The sequence below is a fragment of the Shewanella sp. BJSY2023SW001 genome, from assembly GCF_047314685.1.
In the GTDB taxonomy this organism is placed as follows: domain Bacteria; phylum Pseudomonadota; class Gammaproteobacteria; order Enterobacterales; family Shewanellaceae; genus Shewanella; species Shewanella indica.
The window spans coordinates 1-16,448 of the sequence record NZ_JBKORF010000023.1 but is presented as its reverse complement, the minus strand read 5'-3'; the positions used below and the strand labels follow the sequence as shown (position 1 = coordinate 16,448).

Genomic DNA, 16,448 nt, shown 5'->3' with positions numbered 1-16,448 from the left:
TGATAAAAATCAATATGATAAAAAAATGCCAGCCGCCCTAAAGCTGACTGGCACTTGCCAAATGGTCAATAGTTGATGAATGAAGAAGAATGAGTTTAAAATTCCCGGGTACTTAAACTATCAGTACCCTTTGAAAACTATGTCAATACAGTTTAGAACTTGTAATCCAAGGTCAAATATACTTGCTGGCTGTCATTAATTTCGATGCCGTTCTTTTCATAGTCCTGGGCCAGGTAACGATAGCCAAGGTCTGAGGAGAAATGTTCACTCCATTTGTACTGGACACCGACTTGACCACCCCAGACGAAATCTGTTGAAGATTTGCCGGCAATCTTGTTGTCATTGGCGCCCATACTGACACCGGCGAACAGATTGACATCTTTATGCACCGGCAATAGGTAATCATAGGATACCAGCCAGCTGTATTGTTCCTGTTTGTAGTTGTTGGCGGCAACGCTGAACTTATCTTCCATGTAACCAAAAGTACCGGTAATACGGTGTTGCTGTTCAATCAGCATACCTATACGTGCCTGATAGCTCATATCTTCGGTGTCTTTATTGACTACACCCTCAATTTCATCAGCCTGGTAGCCCAGACCTGCCCCGGCGAAGTACTCTATCTCGACTGCTTGTGCACTGCTACATACCAATGCTGCTCCTGCAGCCATCATCATTATTTTGTTCAGTTTCATCATAGACTCCTAAGACTGCTAAGTCGTTTTATTAAAATGTTTATCGGGTTGATGAGTCATACTTTAAGGTAAGTTAAGCGCTTACAGAAGCCCGCAACTATGTGTCTCTTTGTCTCAAAAAATAGAACAATAAGAGCCTTGTCACAGAGATAGCTTCAGATCTTGTGTGATAACTATGAGGGGAGGGGATGATGCTGGGATTGCCGCCGATAAAGTCTCTATCTACTTGATTGTATTGTGTATTTTGGGTTGTCCAAGTTGGAGTTGTTAGGCAGGTTGTGCACAAGTCCCATGCGTGCGTAGCGTCGGTTTACCGGCTTGGATGTAAGGTGTTTTAAGCCGTCGAAGCTCCAAGCTCATTCATATAATTTTATTATTTAACAGTTGGTTAGGTTTTTATTGGCGATTTGGTGAGTGCATGTTTTTACCCTTCCTGAACCTGAGCTGACTCATTGCCAATAATCCTTCGGGATATCCAACACCGCTGATATAGATGCTGATGTTTTCGCGGCCTTTACACCAGCCCTCGGGGCGAAAGCCCAGAGGGCTGTGATTGGAGACAATAACGGATTTTGGGAAGCGCTTGTTTTAAAGAGGAACAATGGTCAGCAATCAGGGGCTCTGATGAGAAAAGGCGAAAGCCCCTGAACAGCTCAGTTGTTCGCTTAAGAGCCTCTTTTACTCAGGATCATAATCCAACACCGGGGCCAGCCATTTTTCGGCTTCGGCCACTGTCATCCCTTTGCGGCGGGCGTAGTCTTCCACCTGATCTCGGCCTATGTTGCTTACCCCAAAATAGCGTGATTGCGGGTGCGCAAAGTACCAGCCGCTGACCGCCGCCGTGGGGTACATGGCAAAGCTTTCGGTGATCTTGAGGTCGATACACTCGTTTGGCTTAAGAAGCTGCCAAAGCAGGCCTTTTTCCGTGTGGTCCGGGCAGGCAGGGTAGCCGGGAGCCGGGCGTATGCCCTTGTACTTTTCACGAATAAGCGCCTCGTTATCCAGGTTTTCTTCGCTGGCATACCCCCAGAACTCCTTACGCACCCGCTCGTGCATCCGCTCGGCGAAGGCTTCGGCCAGGCGGTCGGCCAGGCACTTGAGCATGATGGCGCTGTAGTCATCGTGGGCCGCCTCAAAACGGGCAATATGGGCGTCGATGCCATGGCCGGCGGTGACCGCAAATCCACCCATATAGTCGGCCACGCCGCTCTCTTTGGGAGCAACAAAGTCAGAGAGACAGAAGTTGTGGTTGCCCACCCGCTCCAGCTGCATCCGTAGATGATGGGTGGTCAGCAACACTTGGCTGCGAGAGTCATCTGTGTAGATCTCGATATCATCGAAGTTGACGCTGTTGGCGGGAAAGAGGCCGATAACCCCCTTGGCGGTGAGCCACTTCTCTTGGATGATTTGCTCCAGCATCGCCTTGCCGTCGGCATAGACTTTACGGGCCTCAGTACCAACGACTTCATCATCCAGGATCTGCGGGAAATGACCGTGCAACTCCCAGGCGCGGAAAAACGGCGTCCAGTCGATGCGCTCGAGTAAGTCCTCCAGCGGATAGTCGTCAAACACCTGGATCCCCGGGGTGTTGGGTTTCACTGCTTGATAGTTGGCCCAGTCGTGGCTGCAGCGGTTATCCCGTGCGATTTGCAAGGGCACTATCTGTTTGCGCTTGGTCTGCGACAGGCGCTTTTGGCGCATCATTTCATATTCGCGGTAGGATTCGTCTATGGTGGCCTGGCGGGTTTCATTGTTGATGAGCTTGCTGACCATAGGCACGGCGCGCGAGGCATCGGCGATATAGATGGCGCCGTGGGGGTAATGGGGCGCTATCTTTACTGCGGTATGGATCTTGGAGCAGGTGGCACCACCGATAATCGCCGGCAGGGTCAGACCTTCGCGCTCGAAGGTTTTAACGTTGTGCACCATCTCATCCAGGCTCGGGGTAATGAGCCCGGACATGCCTATGATGTCGACCTTCTCGGCCTTGGCAACTTCGATGATTTTCTCCACCGGAACCATGACACCCAGATCTATCACTTCATAGCCATTACAGGCCAGCACCACCCCGACTATGTTCTTGCCTATGTCGTGAACATCGCCCTTGACCGTGACCATCAGCACCTTGCCGTTGCTCTGGCCTTCGACTTTTTCGGCTTCGATATAGGGATTGAGATAGGCGACCGCCTTTTTCATCACCCGGGCGGACTTGACCACTTGCGGCAAAAACATCTTACCGGCGCCAAAGAGATCGCCCACCACGTTCATGCCGTCCATCAGCGGGCCTTCAATCACATCCAGCGGCCGCTTGGCCTGCAGGCGCGCTTCTTCGGTGTCGGCGTCTATGTACTCGGTGATCCCTTTCACCAACGCGTGTTCCAGGCGTTTGTTGACCGGCAACTTGCGCCATTCGAGATCTTCTTTCTTGCCTGCGCCGCCCGGGCCACCTCGATACTTCTCGGCGACTTCGAGCAGCTGCTCTGTGTTACTGGAGTCGGCAACCGGGCAGGGCAGGTTGAGCACCACGGCCTCTACCTTCTGCTTCAGCTCAGGGTCGATATCATCATAGATGGCCAACTGACCGGCGTTGACTATGCCCATATCCATCCCCGCCTTGATGGCGTGATAGAGGAACACGGCATGAATGGCTTCCCGCACCGGGTTGTTGCCGCGGAAGGAGAAAGAAACGTTGGACACCCCGCCGGAAATCATCGCATGGGGTAGGTTGGCCTTGATATCTGCAATGGCGCCGATAAAGTCCACCGCATAGTTATCGTGCTCCTCTATGCCGGTGGCGATGGCGAAGATATTGGGGTCGAAGATAATATCTTCCGGCGGGAAGCCCACCTTATCCACCAGCACCCGGTAGGCGCGGGTACAGATCTCGGTTTTGCGCTCCCGAGTGTCGGCCTGGCCCTGTTCGTCGAAGGCCATGATGATGGCGGCGGCGCCGTAGCGCTTCACCAGTTTGGCCTGTTCAATAAACTTGGCCTCGCCCTCTTTGAGGGAGATGGAGTTGACTATTCCCTTGCCCTGAATGCACTTGAGCCCGGCCTCAATCACCTCCCACTTGGAGGAGTCGATCATCACTGGCACCTTGCTGATATCCGGCTCTGAGGCGATAAGGTTGAGGAATTTCTGCATCATCTCGACCCCGTCGAGCATACCCTCATCCATGTTGATATCTATGATCTGGGCGCCGTTTTCTACCTGGTCACGGGCCACCTCCAGCGCGGTTTCGTACTGGCCTTCTTTGATTAACTTGAGAAACCGGGCCGAGCCGGTGACATTGGTGCGCTCGCCCACATTCACAAACAGGCTGTTTGCATCTATGGTCAGGGGTTCCAGTCCGGAGAGGCGACATGCTACCGGCAGCTCAGGCAGCGGCCTTGGTGCATGAAGGCTAACAGCTTCAGAAATCGCCTTGATATGCGCAGGCGTGGTGCCGCAGCAGCCGCCGACAATATTGAGCAGCCCCTCTTCGGCCCAGGGGCCTATCACGCTTGCCATCTCTGCCGGAGTCTCGTCATAGCCGCCGAATTCATTGGGCAGGCCGGCATTGGGGTGCGCCGAGACAAAGCACTCGCTGATACGGGAAAGCTCCTCGACATAGGGCCGCAGTTCTTTCGGGCCCAGGGCGCAGTTGAGGCCTATACTCAGCGGCTTGATATGTCTGAGAGAATGGTAAAAGGCCTCTGTGGTTTGCCCTGTCAGGGTGCGGCCCGAGGCATCGGTAATGGTGCCGGAAATCATCACCGGCAACTTTTGGTCCAGTTTCTCGAACACATTTTCGATGGCAAACAACGCCGCCTTGGCATTGAGAGTATCGAAGATGGTTTCCACCAGGATGATGTCGGCGCCACCGGCGATCAGCGCCTCGGTGGATTCGCTGTAGGCCAACACAAGATCGTCGAAATGTATGTTGCGAAAGCCGGGGTCATTCACATCCGGGCTGATGGAGCAGGTGCGGTTGGTGGGGCCGAGCACCCCGGCCACATAGCGGGGAATACCGCTGGCGGCGGCCACTTCATCGGCCACTTCGCGGGCGATTCTGGCGCCTTGGTAATTGATCTCCGCCGCCAGGCTCTGCATCTCGTAGTCGGCCATGGCAATGGTGGTGGCGTTGAAGGTGTTGGTTTCTATGATGTCGGCACCGGCCAGCAGGTATTCCCTGTGAATGGTCTTGATGATCTCGCTCTGGGTCAGTACCAGCAGATCATTGTTGCCTTTGACATCGCAATGCCAATCTTTGAAGCGCTCGCCGCGGTAATCGGCTTCTTCCAGCTTGTAGTCCTGGATCATGGTGCCCATGGCGCCATCTAAAATCAGGATCCGCTCTTTGAGGGTCTGTTTGAGCTTGAACTCTGTCTGGCTTGGGGAGTGCTGGGAAGTCGCCATAGGGTTACCTTTCATACCTGTCTTATTGCTGTTTTACATTCGCGGTGCTTGGCATCCGCGACATCATCTCTGCCGACCTGACGCCCGGGACACTATCTGGCATGATAGCCAAAGGCGTGTGTGGGCGCGGAAAGTTATTTTGGACATTTATACGTATAGACGTCCATAATATACGGATTCCGGCGGCCTGCGGCAAGGTTAAATTGGCCCGGTAACCACCGGACTCTGACGGGAGAAGTGTGTGGCTGAACATAGGCAACTGAATATCTATCTGCTGCGGCACGGTGAATGTGAAGGCGGCGAGATTATCCGCGGCCGCAGTGATGTGGCCCTGAGCGATGAGGGCAAAGCGCAGATGTGGCGTAGCTGGCGGGCTATCAGTAGTGCGCTGGAACAGTTGCCGAGTGCTCCCGACCGCCTGACGCTGCTGAGCTCTCCGGCCCAGCGTTGCCAGGCCTTTGCCGCCGAGCTCAAGGCCGATATGCCCGACTATTTCCCGGCGCCGCTGCAGCAGCATGACTGGCTCTGGGAGCTGGACTTCGGTGACTGGGACGGCATGAAGGTGGCGAGTGTCTATCAGCAGCATAGCGAGGCGGCCGAAGCCTTCTGGCGTGACCCTGTGGCCAATACTCCGCCGGGCGGGGAATCGCTGCCAGCCTTTCGTAGCCGGGTGTTGGATGGCTGGCAGACTATGGTGCAGCGCTGGCTTGCGAGAGAGGTTAGTTGTTCCGAAAGCTCTGATTCAAGAGACTCTGGTTCAAAAGGCTCTGGTTCAAAAGGCTCTGCTTCTTCAACAAGCGCCGATGCAGCGCTGATCCTGACTCACAGCGGGGTTATCCGGCTGCTGTTGGCCGAGATTTTGCTGCCGGGGCAAATGCCGCCTGCGGCAGTGTTCAACGCCTTGGAGCTACCTTATGCGGCCTGGGTCAGAATAACCCTCTATGCCAGCCGTGATGCCAGCGGTGAAAGTGACCAAGAATGGCAGTGTTTCAGCAAGCTCCACTGGCCGCAATAGTGCGGAGCAAGCGTCCGGTGGTGATTGTGCTGCGCTATTGCGCCAGGCAATTGTGCCGAGCGATAAAACCGGGATAATAACCCCAAATGGCCGCCAAGTGCGGCAGCAGCCAGGGTGTTGGCACCTTTGCAGGTGAACCAACCCAGGGAACCGGGAAAGCCCGGACTGTGCCCGCAACTGTGAGTCGCCGTTGGCGACGAGTCAGGAGACCTGCCCAGGCTGATAAACCAAACCAGAAACCCGGGCGGGTAAACCGGGGGAGCGAATAGATGATTCTTCCACTGCAGCCTGAGCCTTCTGCCGGTCACAGGCTCAATGTCGGGGGGCGGTTATGAGCCTGGCACTCAAGGTACAACAGCTTAGCTGGCTTCCCGGTGGTCACAGCGTATTGGCCGATGTGGGTTTTGAGCTGCCAAGTGGCAAGATGCTCGGGCTCATAGGCCCCAATGGTGCCGGTAAGTCGAGCCTGCTGCGCTGCCTCTATCGTTATATCCGCCCGGACAGCGGCCAGATCCAGCTGTTTGGGCAGGATATCAATAGCTTGTCAGCCAAAGCTTTCGCCAAAGAGGTGGCCGTGGTGCTGCAGGATACCCCGGCCCAACTGGCACTGGATCTGACTCAATTAGTGGCCATGGGACTGACTCCCCACAAGGGTTTGTTTGATATGCCATCGGCGGCCGACAAGGCCCAGGTGCAGGCGGCATTGGCGCAGGTCGGGTTGCAGCACAAGGCCGCTGAGCCTTTCGCGCAGCTTTCCGGCGGTGAGAAGCAAAGGGCCTTGATTGCCCGCGCCATAGTGCAGCGCCCCAAGCTTTTGATCCTGGACGAGCCCACCAATCATCTGGATATCCGCTATCAGATCCAGATCCTCGAGCTGGTGCGCAACCTGGGGGTCACGGTGATCGCCTCGATTCACGATCTCAATCTGGCCTCGGCCCTGTGTGACGAACTCTTGCTGCTGGATAACGGCCGCCGTATTGCCCACGGCTCGCCCCAGAGCGTATTGACCGAAGACAGAATTGCCGGTGTCTTCGGTGTCTGCTGCCAGGTGGGGACGCATCCGCAGTTAGGAAGGCCGCTGATCCACTACTTTTACGGCTATCAGTCGCCAGAGCCTGGTCACGGCAAGGCTGTAAGCTCGGCGGCTCTCGCTAGTGGCAAGGTTCACGGCGCTGCGATAGTCGAGCCAATGGCAGGGCCTGCCTCGGCCGAAACCTGTGTTGCCCACAAGGAAACTGACCGGCGCCCAGGCTCGGTGGGAGGTGGCGCATGACTACTTCCATGGTCGCACCGGGGCGCTCGCTTATCGGCTGGTTTCTCAAGCCCTTGCCCAGACTTTACTGGTGCTGGCTGCTGTTGCTGCTCGGCACTGTGTTGACACCCTTGGCCGCCGCCGGTTTTGGCGCCGCAGATATTAGTCTCTTCGATGTGGCAAGAGTGATTGGCAAACACCTGCTGGGCGTGGGTGAGCCGTCCGCTATCAGCGAGCGTATCGTCTGGGATCTGCGCCTGCCGCGTATCTTGCTGGCCTTTATCGCCGGCAGCGGTCTGGCATTGTCGGGTTATGTATTGCAGGCGGTGACCCGCAACCCGCTGGCCGATCCTTACCTGTTCGGTATCAGCTCGGGCGCCAGCTTCGGCGCGGTGGTCTCGGTCGCCCTGGCGACCGGCCTTGGCCTGAGTTCGGCCATCTCCGGGATATCGCTGCCGCTGGGAGCCTTTATCGGTGCCAGTTTGGCCGTGCTCATGGTACTGCTGCTCGCGGGCAGGAATATCGGCAACCAGATAGAGAGAATGTTGCTCTCCGGGGTCGCCATCTCCTTTATGTTCAGCGCCCTCACCAGCTTGATCTTGTATTTTTCTACCCCGCAGGCCACCACCTCCTTGCTGTTTTGGAGTCTGGGCAGTTTTGCCCGTGCCAGTTGGGATGGGCTTGGACTGCCCACTCTGGTGGTGCTGGCGGCCTTACTGGTGATCCTGGCCTTCAAGCGTCAGGTACTGGCGATGCTTGCCGGTGATGAAACCGCCCACACTCTGGGAATCAGGGTGCAAAGACTCAGGGTTTCCATGCTGCTGCTATGCTCGCTTATTACCGCCACTTTGGTGGCCCACTGCGGCGGGATAGGTTTTGTGGGGCTGATGGTGCCTCATATTGTCAGGTTGTTGCTGCCGGGGCAGCACCCCATGGTGCTGACGGCACTGGCGGGCGGCCTGTTTATGGTTTGGGTCGACGTGCTGGCTCGCAGCATACTGCCCACCCAAGAGCTGCCGGTGGGGGTGATCACCTCGGCCATCGGCAGTCTGTTTTTCCTGATGGTGCTGCGTAAACGCGGCCAATAACGATAAGAGAGGGAAGGATGTACCAGGTTGCAGCAATCAATCACGCGCTGGATGACGCGATTCAGGCCCGCATAGACAACAAGACCAAACCCCTGGGCGCTTTGGGTGAGTTGGAGGCTTTGGCGCTGCAGTTGGGGCGCATTCAGCTCGGTTCCGCCACTGATGAGTTGGTCATCCGCCGTCCCGTGATGCTGGTGTTTGCCGCCGACCATGGTATTGCCGCGGCCGGGGTGTCGATTGCCCCCAGCGAGGTGACCACTCAAATGGTGCTCAACTTTGTTGCCGGCGGCGCCGCCATCAATGTGTTTTGTCGCCAGACCGGCTTCGAGCTGGAGGTGATTGACTGCGGCATTCTCAGCCCCTTGGGGATCCCCGAGGTTACAGAGCAGCGCCTGGGCGCCGGCACCGGGCCTATCCACAAACGCGCCGCCATGACTCTGGGTGCTGTGCATCAAGGGTTTGCCATGGCGCGCACCTTGGTAAAACGCCATATCGATGCCGGCAGCAACCTGCTGGCGCTGGGGGAGATGGGAATAGGCAACACCTCTTCTGCCGCCGCCGTGATGGCCGCCCTGACCGGCCTGCCTGTGAGTGAATGTGTCGGCCGCGGCACCGGCATAGATGCCGCGACGCTTAAGCGCAAATGCCTGCTGATAGAGCAGGCACTGCTGCTGCACCACTGCGAGCTGACCGAGCCGCTCAGTATCCTCGCCTGCCTCGGAGGCTTTGAAATAGTGCAGATGACAGGGGCCATGTTGGCGGCGGCCGAATTTGGCGTGCCCGTGCTGGTGGACGGTTTTATCGCGTCGACAGCGGCGCTGGCGGCTGTGCGTTTGGCGCCAGGGGTGAGGGATTATCTTATTTTTGCCCATGAGTCTGAAGAGCGCGGCCACAAGTTGCTGCTCGAGGCCATGTCCGCCAAGCCCTTGCTCAGGCTTGGGCTCAGGTTGGGCGAAGGCTCGGGCGCGGCGCTGGCGCTGCCTTTGGTGCAGGCGGCGGCCAACTTCTACAACCAGATGGCCAGCTTTGGTGAAGCCGGGGTCGACAAGGTGGTAGAGCCTGCTACCCAAGAGGTGCTCTGATGGGATTCTGGCTCGGACAGCTGCGGCTATTTTTGATCGCAATAGGTTTTTTCACCCGTATTCCTGTACCCAGCGCCCTGACGGTGGACAGCGACAGCCTCAACAAGGCCAGCCGCTACTTTGGCCTGGTGGGCGTTGTGGTGGGCTTGATCTCCGCCTTGGTGTTACTGCTGGCTGCCGGGATATTGCCAAGCTCCATCGCCATAGTGCTGGCGATGATTAGCAGTGTGCTGGTTACCGGCGGTTTTCATGAAGATGGCCTGGCCGATACCGCCGATGGTTTCGGCGGCGGTTGGCGGGTTGAAGACAAACTGAAAATCATGAAAGACAGCCGCCTTGGCAGCTATGGCGCCTTGGCATTGGTGTTGGTGTTGTTGCTCAAGTACCAGTTACTGCTGGAGTTAGCACTTTACGACATCAACCAGGCGGCGCTGGCCCTGGTATTGGCGCACTGTGTCAGCCGGGTGACGGCGGCCAGCATTATCTTCAGCGAAACCTATGTTCGCGACGAGGGCAAGAGCAAACCTTTGGCGCAGCAGCAGGGGCTCAATGAGCTGGGTATTTTGCTGCTGACTGGAATTGTGCTGACGGCACTGCTGTCCACCACGCTGCTGTTCTGGCTATTGCCGACCATGTTGCTGCTGCGTTGGGCCCTGGTGTTCTGGTTCCGGCGCCAGATTGGCGGTTACACCGGCGATACCCTGGGGGCGGCGCAGCAGGTGAGTGAGCTGGCGGTTTATATGCTGTTGCTGGCATTGGGAGGCAGCCCTGCATGATCCATCTTATTCTGGGCGGTGCCCGCAGCGGCAAGAGTGGTTACGCCGAGCGGCAACTGGCCGACTTGTGCCCGGCCAATGTCCGCCCCTGGTATCTGGCAACGGCCGAGGCCGCCGATGAGGAGATGGCCCGGCGTATCGCCCACCATCAAACTGAACGCCAAGGCGGCAGCCTCGAATGGCAGTTGGCCGAGGTGCCGCTCGATTTGGCCAAGGCGCTTGTGCAGCGCTCAGGCTCTGGAGCGCCGGTATTGGTAGACTGCCTGACGCTTTGGCTCAGTAATCAGCTCTGCTTAGGTGCTGATATGGCTTGCGAACGCGCGGCCTTGCTGCAGGCGGTAGCCGGGTTTGACGGCGATCTGCTGCTGGTGAGCAACGAAGTCGGCTCCGGCATAGTGCCGCTTGGGGAGCTGAGTCGGCGTTTTGTCGATGAGGCCGGTTGGCTCAATCAGGCGCTGGCCGCCAAGGCCGACAGAGTCACTCTGGTGGTCGCAGGTTTACCGCTGGCGTTAAAGCCTGTGAGCTCTGATAGCAGTGGCGCCCTGGGCTTGAGCGTTTCGGGTACAAGCCCGGATCAGCGGGGTAAGGTATGAGTAATCCAGTACCCCATAATGGCGCAGAACTTAAAGCTGAATTGTCGGCTCTGGCCCGGCCTGGCCGCAGCCTTATGGTGCAGGGCACCACTTCGGATGCCGGTAAGAGCACCTTGGTGGCCGGACTCTGTCGTGTGTTTCATCGTCATGGTCAGCGAGTGGCGCCCTTCAAGCCGCAAAATATGGCGCTCAACAGCGCCGTCACCCGGGATGGCGGTGAAATTGGCCGGGCCCAGGCGCTGCAGGCGGTGGCCGCCGGTCTTGAGCCGAGAATCGACTTCAACCCGGTATTGCTTAAACCCAGCTCAGATACCAAGGCGCAGGTGATTATTCAGGGCAAGGCGCTGACCAGCCTGGAAGCCGCCGCCTTTTTCGGCCCCGAGAGTCGTGACTATAAAGCCGCTGCCATGCAGGCGGTGTTGGCATCCTGGCACAGGTTGCAGCAGGAGTTTGACTGGCTGCTGGTAGAAGGCGCCGGTAGCCCGGCCGAAATCAATTTGCGCCAGGGCGATATTGCCAATATGGGCTTTGCCGAAGCGGTGGACTGCCCGGTGATCCTCATCGCCGATATTGACAAGGGCGGAGTATTTGCCCACCTGGTCGGTACCTTGGCCCTGCTGTCCGAGAGTGAGCAGGCGCGGGTAAAAGGCTTTGTGATCAATCGTTTTCGCGGTGATATCTCATTGCTGCAGTCCGGGCTGGATTGGCTCGAGGCTCACACCGGCAAGCCGGTATTGGGCGTATTGCCCTACCTTGATGCCCTGCATCTGGACGCCGAAGATGCACTGGTGCAGCCCACTGCTCAGTCTCAGGCTGCTACCGAGCAGCCGACAACAGCTCAATCAGCACGAGCTCAATCTGAAACAGCTCAAACTGGGACGCGACTGCGAGTCGGCGTCTTGGTGTACCCCAGGATCAGCAACCATACCGACTTTGACCCGCTGCGGCTGCATCCGGATATCGAGTTTTGTTATATAGGGCCGATCCATCAGGGCGAACTTCCAGGGCTGGATCTCCTGCTGTTGCCCGGCAGCAAGAATGTGCGCGCCGACCTGGCTTTTATCCGCCAACAGGGCTGGGATAAGGGCATAGCTCGCCATCTGCGTTACGGCGGCAAGCTTATCGGTATCTGCGGCGGCTTTCAGATGCTGGGGCAGAGCATTGCCGACCCCTTGGGGCTGGAAGACTTGCCCGGTACCAGCCAAGGGCTGGGCTACCTGCCGCTCACTACCGAGCTGCAAGTCGAAAAACAGCTGCTCAATGTCAGCGGTACCCTGAGGCTTGGGCAATCATCGGCGTCAGTCTCCGGCTATGAGATCCACTGCGGAGCGTCGCGGATCCCGAACCAATGCACCCAGCCACTGTTGCTTAATGAGCGAGGCAGTGACGGCAACTGTGCCAGCGCCACTGAGCCCGCAAAAATCACTAAACCTGCAAAAACCACAGCACCTACACAATTCCCAGCACTCCGCAGCGAAGGCCTGCTGTCGGAGGATAATCAAATTCTCGGCAGTTATTTGCATGGCCTGTTTGACAGCCCAGAAGCCTGTGAACTGCTGCTCGCCTGGGCCGGGATGACGGCGCCACAGGGCCATGCCGTGGATATCAATCAGCAGCGACAACAACAGCTGGATCGTTTGGCCGATGTGCTGGAGCAACATCTGGATTTCAATAAAATAATCAACATATTCAAAGAGGAAGACCCGGGTGACCGATAATAATCAAACCGATATCAAGGCAGAGCGTCATAAACAGCGGCAGCAGAAAGTAAAAGCGGCGGTGGATGCCAAAATCGCGGCCGCCACCGAAGAGAAGGGCATACTCCTGGTCGTGACAGGTAACGGCAAGGGCAAGTCCACCTCCGGCTTTGGCACTCTGGCCCGCGCGGTCGGTCATGGCAAGCAGGGCGCCGTGGTGCAGTTTATCAAGGGCACCTGGGAGTGCGGTGAGCGAAAGCTACTGGAAGGTGCCGGGGTCAAGTTCGAAGTCATGGGCACAGGCTTTACCTGGGACACCCAGGACAAAGCCAAGGATATCGCCGCCGCCGAAAAGGCCTGGGCGGCCGCCGAAAAATGGCTTCAGGATGCCAGCATAGACATACTGCTGCTCGATGAACTCACCTATATGGTCAGCTACCACTATCTGGATCTGCAGCGGGTGATAGATGCGTTGCAAAATCGCCCCCCCATGCAGCATGTGATCATCACCGGCCGCAACTGCCACAGGCAACTGATTGAATTGGCAGATACTGTCAGTGAGGTGAATAGCGTGAAGCATGCGTTTGAGGCGGGGGTTAAAGCGCAGCCTGGTTTCGACTACTGATATTTCTTCTATTTCTTCCTGTTTGCGACCGTGGCGTTATTGTCTGCGTCGGCTCACCCAATCACATACTCATTGTATGCTCATGGGCTGAGCTTCCTTGACGGCTTAGCCACAGCCGCAAACCGTTTGAAATAGGTGCATTTGCTCAGGAACTAAAGCTACTCGGCGGCTTTGTCAGTGCTTTATTTTTTGTTTGCGACCGTGGCGTTATTGTCTGCGTCGGCTCACCCAATCACATACTCATTGTATGCTCATGGGCTGAGCCTCCTTGACGGCTTAGCCACAGCCGCAAACAGTTTGAAATGGGTGCATTGGTTTAAGGATTGAAGTGTGTCAGCCCTCGACGACTGTGGCGTTATTGTCTGCGCCTGCTCCCCCAATCACATACTCATTGTATGCTCATGGGCTGAGCTTCCTTGACGGCTTAGCCACAGCCGCAAACAGTTTGAAATGGGTGCATTGGTTTAGGGATTGAAGTGTGTCAGCCCTCGACGACCGTGGCGTTATTGTCTGCGCCTGCTCACCCAATCACATACTCATTGTATGCTCATGGGTAGAGTCTCCTTGACGGCTTAGCCACAGCCGCAAACAGTTTGAAATGGGTGCATTGGTTTAGGGGCTGAAGCGACTCGGCGGTTTTTTGTTGCCTAAATCAGTGGAATCTTTTTGGCACTTCATGATCAGATCTTGCATCGCAGGTTTACGGTCAATGTCATGGGCAAGTCAAAGCGTAATATCACCAATTGGAAGCAATACAATCATGGGTGACCACCTTTAATGGTCGCTTAACCTCTACTTTTTACTGCCGTTATAAAGGGGGGGATTATCAAGGGGCTGAGGTGTTGATTCAAACTCGCCCCTTGGTTCATATTTTACATTTAGCTCTTGTCATAGTGACGGATGGGTAGCTGGCTGACGCTGTCTAGTCGCCAGGCGCCCTTCTCATACACGAAGCTAACGCTGTGCAGGGCATCCTTAAAGTCATAGCGTTGGTTCGAGTCTGGCAGGAGATTGTTAAACTCCAGCTGAATGTTCTGATAACCATCCTCGATAGACAACTTCCCCAGATGATTTGGCAGATCGATAAGGCGGCTCAGCGCCTTGTCCAACTCGCGATCTTGTATCGGCAGTTGCTGCTTAAACTGCTCACTGAACAGGGCTGCGAAGGCCTGTTTGTCCTTGCTGTGGATATAGGCGGCGTTGGTCCAGTCGGCCAACAAGAGTTCGAAGGTCTTGTTGGCCTGGGTCAGAGATGCGATTGGGGTCTTGTTGTCGTTGGTAAGGTAACTTTTAAGAGTCGCCTCGGCTTCTTCAAGGCCGCGCTCGAATATTTGCGCCACCTTTATCGCCGCCGGATCCTGGCTGGCCTTTAGCTCAGCGCTGACTCTGTTGACGGCCTCCACCCGCTCTTGCCAACTGTTGAAACCCTTCATTAAGCCTTGTAGTGAAGCTTTATGCTGCTTCATCGCTTCGGCGACAGCCTCATCCTGCTGGCGCGCCGCTCTGGCTTCGGAGCTCACATAATCTCTAAAGGTGCTGTTGAGTATGGTTTCGGGGGCATCGAAGTAGAGTCCCGCGCCGCTGTAGGGATCGACCCAGAGATCGCCTGTGTTTATTGGAGCTGATGGCTTAGGGTGGATATCGCCATAGTAGATTCGATCTAATTTGGCTTGGTTTTGGCTAAGGAAGGCGCCAATTGCCTTGCCATCAGTGGCGGACAGCAGTTGGTATTCGGCCGCCAGTTGTTGCAACTCTTTGGAGTTCTGCACCCTTTGGCTGGCATAGTAGCCGCAGCGTAGGTTACAGACTTGTTTGGTCAAACTGGAAGCCGGGCCCAAGGTGAGCGCCTCGCTCTGGATAAATACCTCGGCGGTATAGATGCCTCTGGGGATGGCACCACTCTTATCCATCAGGTAGATGGTGTTGTTGGGGCTATGGCGGCCGACGACTTGAAGATCTTGCTTACTGGCGCACAGGGAGTAGTCCCTGCTGGTGACCGGCAGCTCCTTGTCATAGGTGGAAACGACCAACTTATCCAGGCTAATCCCTTCGGGCACAGTACCTGTAATGCTGAGATCGCACTGCTGAGCGTTGGTGTTGAGGGTTAGGCCACCCAGGGCCAGGCCAAGAAATACCAATCTTTGTTTCATGCAAGGTCCTTGTTGCGCGTAGTTTGTAGTGAGGCTTTTCCCCATCATGTTTTCGTTAAAAAACCATATTTCCAATTAAAATTAGTTGCTTAGTGAATGATGGTTTTCATTTATTTATGCTATCGCGAATTGTCCTGCCTTGTCATCAGTTAATGGGGATCAAGGCGTCGGGTGATTGTAGAAAGTAAGGGGGGCATCATCTTATGTTAAACATACCTCACTGATGCCTCGGATAGACTGTAATTGGCGGAAATTGTGCTTTCAGCCGCCGTTTATATAATGTGGTGTTCAGGTGTATCAACATAGGTGTTGAATTCGCGACAAGCTAATCATTGAAGTGATGCCTGATCCTGGCCCGGGGAATTGCCTGAGAGGTAACATGGTTATAGGTATTAAAAGTGTTCAGCACTACTACGGGTTTGAATCCGTTCTGCTATAACCAGTAATTGGACAATAGATGTTTTTAATGGAGGGTTATTGCTTTATATGGAAAATATTGTTCCATCGGATGTTGAGATTGTTACCAATTTCGAGCTTGAAAAGAGTGAAAGCTGAACCAGATATAATTTAGACGAAAAACAATAATCAAATAAATTCCGTTAAACGACTTATATCCCCGTAACTTTGATTTCTTGATTGCAGAATGTGAAAGATATGAATGTTTCAGGGGGCTTCTTTTCTGAATGAATCCCTGGGCCCGAATTCAGATAATAAGTGCACCACTCATGGTTAAACGGTGAGGAGAGATCAACTGCCTGTTGGTGATACTCTGTAGTCGCCAAACAAACATGAGTAGTTACCATGAATTACAAGCAGTTGATCGAGGGACAACGATACCAGATTGAGGCCTATTTACGCGAGGGTTTCAGTTATCGGGAGATAGGAAAACGTCTGAAAGTAAGTCACAGCACAATCAGCCGGGAAGTAAATCGCAATCGAATTCGGGATAACCATTACTTGCCGGAAGTCGCTCAGGCGAAGGCATTAAAACGCCGTTGTCAGTCCGCGAAGTCTAGAATATCTGGACTGACCATCACCTTTGTTGAGTTCGGTCTCAATGAGAAGTGGAGTCCGGAACAA

Annotated in this window: 12 protein-coding genes and 1 riboswitch; of the genes, 9 read left to right on the top strand and 3 right to left on the bottom strand. The window is 55.4% G+C overall.

Annotated features, from left to right (window positions below; genetic code table 11):
- Positions 1-152: 152 nt before the first annotated feature.
- The gene (locus ACMHXH_RS05795) at positions 153-692 is read right to left on the bottom strand and encodes an outer membrane beta-barrel protein (RefSeq protein ID WP_083399827.1); all 540 of its coding nucleotides are present in this window, start codon (positions 690-692) and stop codon (positions 153-155) included.
- Positions 693-1,370: 678 nt separating this feature from the next.
- Positions 1,371-5,090 carry a methionine synthase gene (gene metH / locus ACMHXH_RS05790; RefSeq protein WP_335912392.1) on the bottom strand — a complete coding sequence of 1,240 codons (3,720 nt, stop codon included), beginning with the start codon at positions 5,088-5,090 and terminating at the stop codon, positions 1,371-1,373.
- Positions 5,091-5,331: 241 nt separating this feature from the next.
- Between metH and ACMHXH_RS05785 the strand changes: the two genes are divergently transcribed.
- From ACMHXH_RS05785 to cobO, 8 genes are all read left to right on the top strand, one after another.
- Positions 5,332-6,105, top strand: coding sequence for a histidine phosphatase family protein (locus tag ACMHXH_RS05785; RefSeq protein ID WP_335912390.1), 774 nt, complete (start codon positions 5,332-5,334; stop codon positions 6,103-6,105).
- A gap of 95 nt (positions 6,106-6,200) precedes the next feature.
- A riboswitch (cobalamin riboswitch) is annotated at positions 6,201-6,338 on the top strand.
- 98 nt (positions 6,339-6,436) lie between these two features.
- Positions 6,437-7,378, top strand: a complete 942-nt coding sequence (locus ACMHXH_RS05780; RefSeq protein ID WP_208155711.1) for an ABC transporter ATP-binding protein — start codon at positions 6,437-6,439, stop codon at positions 7,376-7,378.
- Complete coding sequence (locus ACMHXH_RS05775) at positions 7,375-8,445, top strand: FecCD family ABC transporter permease (protein ID WP_243880639.1); 1,071 nt, start codon at positions 7,375-7,377, stop codon at positions 8,443-8,445. Before ACMHXH_RS05780 ends, ACMHXH_RS05775 begins: the two co-directional genes overlap by 4 nt.
- Before the next feature lie 17 nt (positions 8,446-8,462).
- Positions 8,463-9,527 (top strand): nicotinate-nucleotide--dimethylbenzimidazole phosphoribosyltransferase, encoded by a 1,065-nt coding sequence (cobT, locus tag ACMHXH_RS05770; protein WP_025888760.1) that lies wholly within the window; start codon positions 8,463-8,465, stop codon positions 9,525-9,527.
- Positions 9,527-10,303: an adenosylcobinamide-GDP ribazoletransferase gene (locus tag ACMHXH_RS05765; protein ID WP_025011255.1), complete on the top strand. Its 777-nt coding sequence runs from the start codon at positions 9,527-9,529 to the stop codon at positions 10,301-10,303. The genes cobT and ACMHXH_RS05765 overlap by 1 nt, the downstream gene beginning before the upstream one ends.
- Complete coding sequence (gene cobU, locus ACMHXH_RS05760) at positions 10,300-10,896, top strand: bifunctional adenosylcobinamide kinase/adenosylcobinamide-phosphate guanylyltransferase (protein WP_208135354.1); 597 nt, start codon at positions 10,300-10,302, stop codon at positions 10,894-10,896. Before ACMHXH_RS05765 ends, cobU begins: the two co-directional genes overlap by 4 nt.
- 74 nt (positions 10,897-10,970) lie before the next feature.
- A complete protein-coding gene (locus tag ACMHXH_RS05755; RefSeq protein WP_335900935.1) occupies positions 10,971-12,614 on the top strand; it encodes a cobyric acid synthase in 1,644 nt (547 codons plus the stop codon).
- A complete protein-coding gene (gene cobO / locus ACMHXH_RS05750; protein ID WP_025011252.1) occupies positions 12,604-13,218 on the top strand; it encodes a cob(I)yrinic acid a,c-diamide adenosyltransferase in 615 nt (204 codons plus the stop codon). Before ACMHXH_RS05755 ends, cobO begins: the two co-directional genes overlap by 11 nt.
- 878 nt (positions 13,219-14,096) lie before the next feature.
- Here cobO and ACMHXH_RS05745 read toward each other — a convergent pair.
- The gene (locus ACMHXH_RS05745; protein ID WP_039034189.1) at positions 14,097-15,368 is read right to left on the bottom strand and encodes a hypothetical protein; all 1,272 of its coding nucleotides are present in this window, start codon (positions 15,366-15,368) and stop codon (positions 14,097-14,099) included.
- 801 nt (positions 15,369-16,169) lie between these two features.
- On the opposite strand from ACMHXH_RS05745, the gene ACMHXH_RS05740 reads away from it, so the two are divergent.
- The coding region (locus ACMHXH_RS05740; RefSeq protein ID WP_413737788.1) for a transposase at positions 16,170-16,448 on the top strand (279 nt) is incomplete at its 3' end.

Bases quoted from the DNA above. Each gene is read 5' to 3' on its own strand.
- ACMHXH_RS05795 (WP_083399827.1), bottom strand. From the start codon at position 692: ATGAAACTGAACAAAATAATGATGATGGCTGCAGGAGCAGCATTGGTA.
- metH (WP_335912392.1), bottom strand. From the start codon at position 5,090: ATGGCGACTTCCCAGCACTCCCCAAGCCAGACAGAGTTCAAGCTCAAA.
- ACMHXH_RS05780 (WP_208155711.1), top strand. From the start codon at position 6,437: ATGAGCCTGGCACTCAAGGTACAACAGCTTAGCTGGCTTCCCGGTGGT.
- ACMHXH_RS05775 (WP_243880639.1), top strand. From the start codon at position 7,375: ATGACTACTTCCATGGTCGCACCGGGGCGCTCGCTTATCGGCTGGTTT.
- cobT (WP_025888760.1), top strand. From the start codon at position 8,463: ATGTACCAGGTTGCAGCAATCAATCACGCGCTGGATGACGCGATTCAG.
- ACMHXH_RS05765 (WP_025011255.1), top strand. From the start codon at position 9,527: ATGGGATTCTGGCTCGGACAGCTGCGGCTATTTTTGATCGCAATAGGT.
- cobU (WP_208135354.1), top strand. From the start codon at position 10,300: ATGATCCATCTTATTCTGGGCGGTGCCCGCAGCGGCAAGAGTGGTTAC.
- ACMHXH_RS05755 (WP_335900935.1), top strand. From the start codon at position 10,971: ATGGTGCAGGGCACCACTTCGGATGCCGGTAAGAGCACCTTGGTGGCC.
- ACMHXH_RS05745 (WP_039034189.1), bottom strand. From the start codon at position 15,368: ATGAAACAAAGATTGGTATTTCTTGGCCTGGCCCTGGGTGGCCTAACC.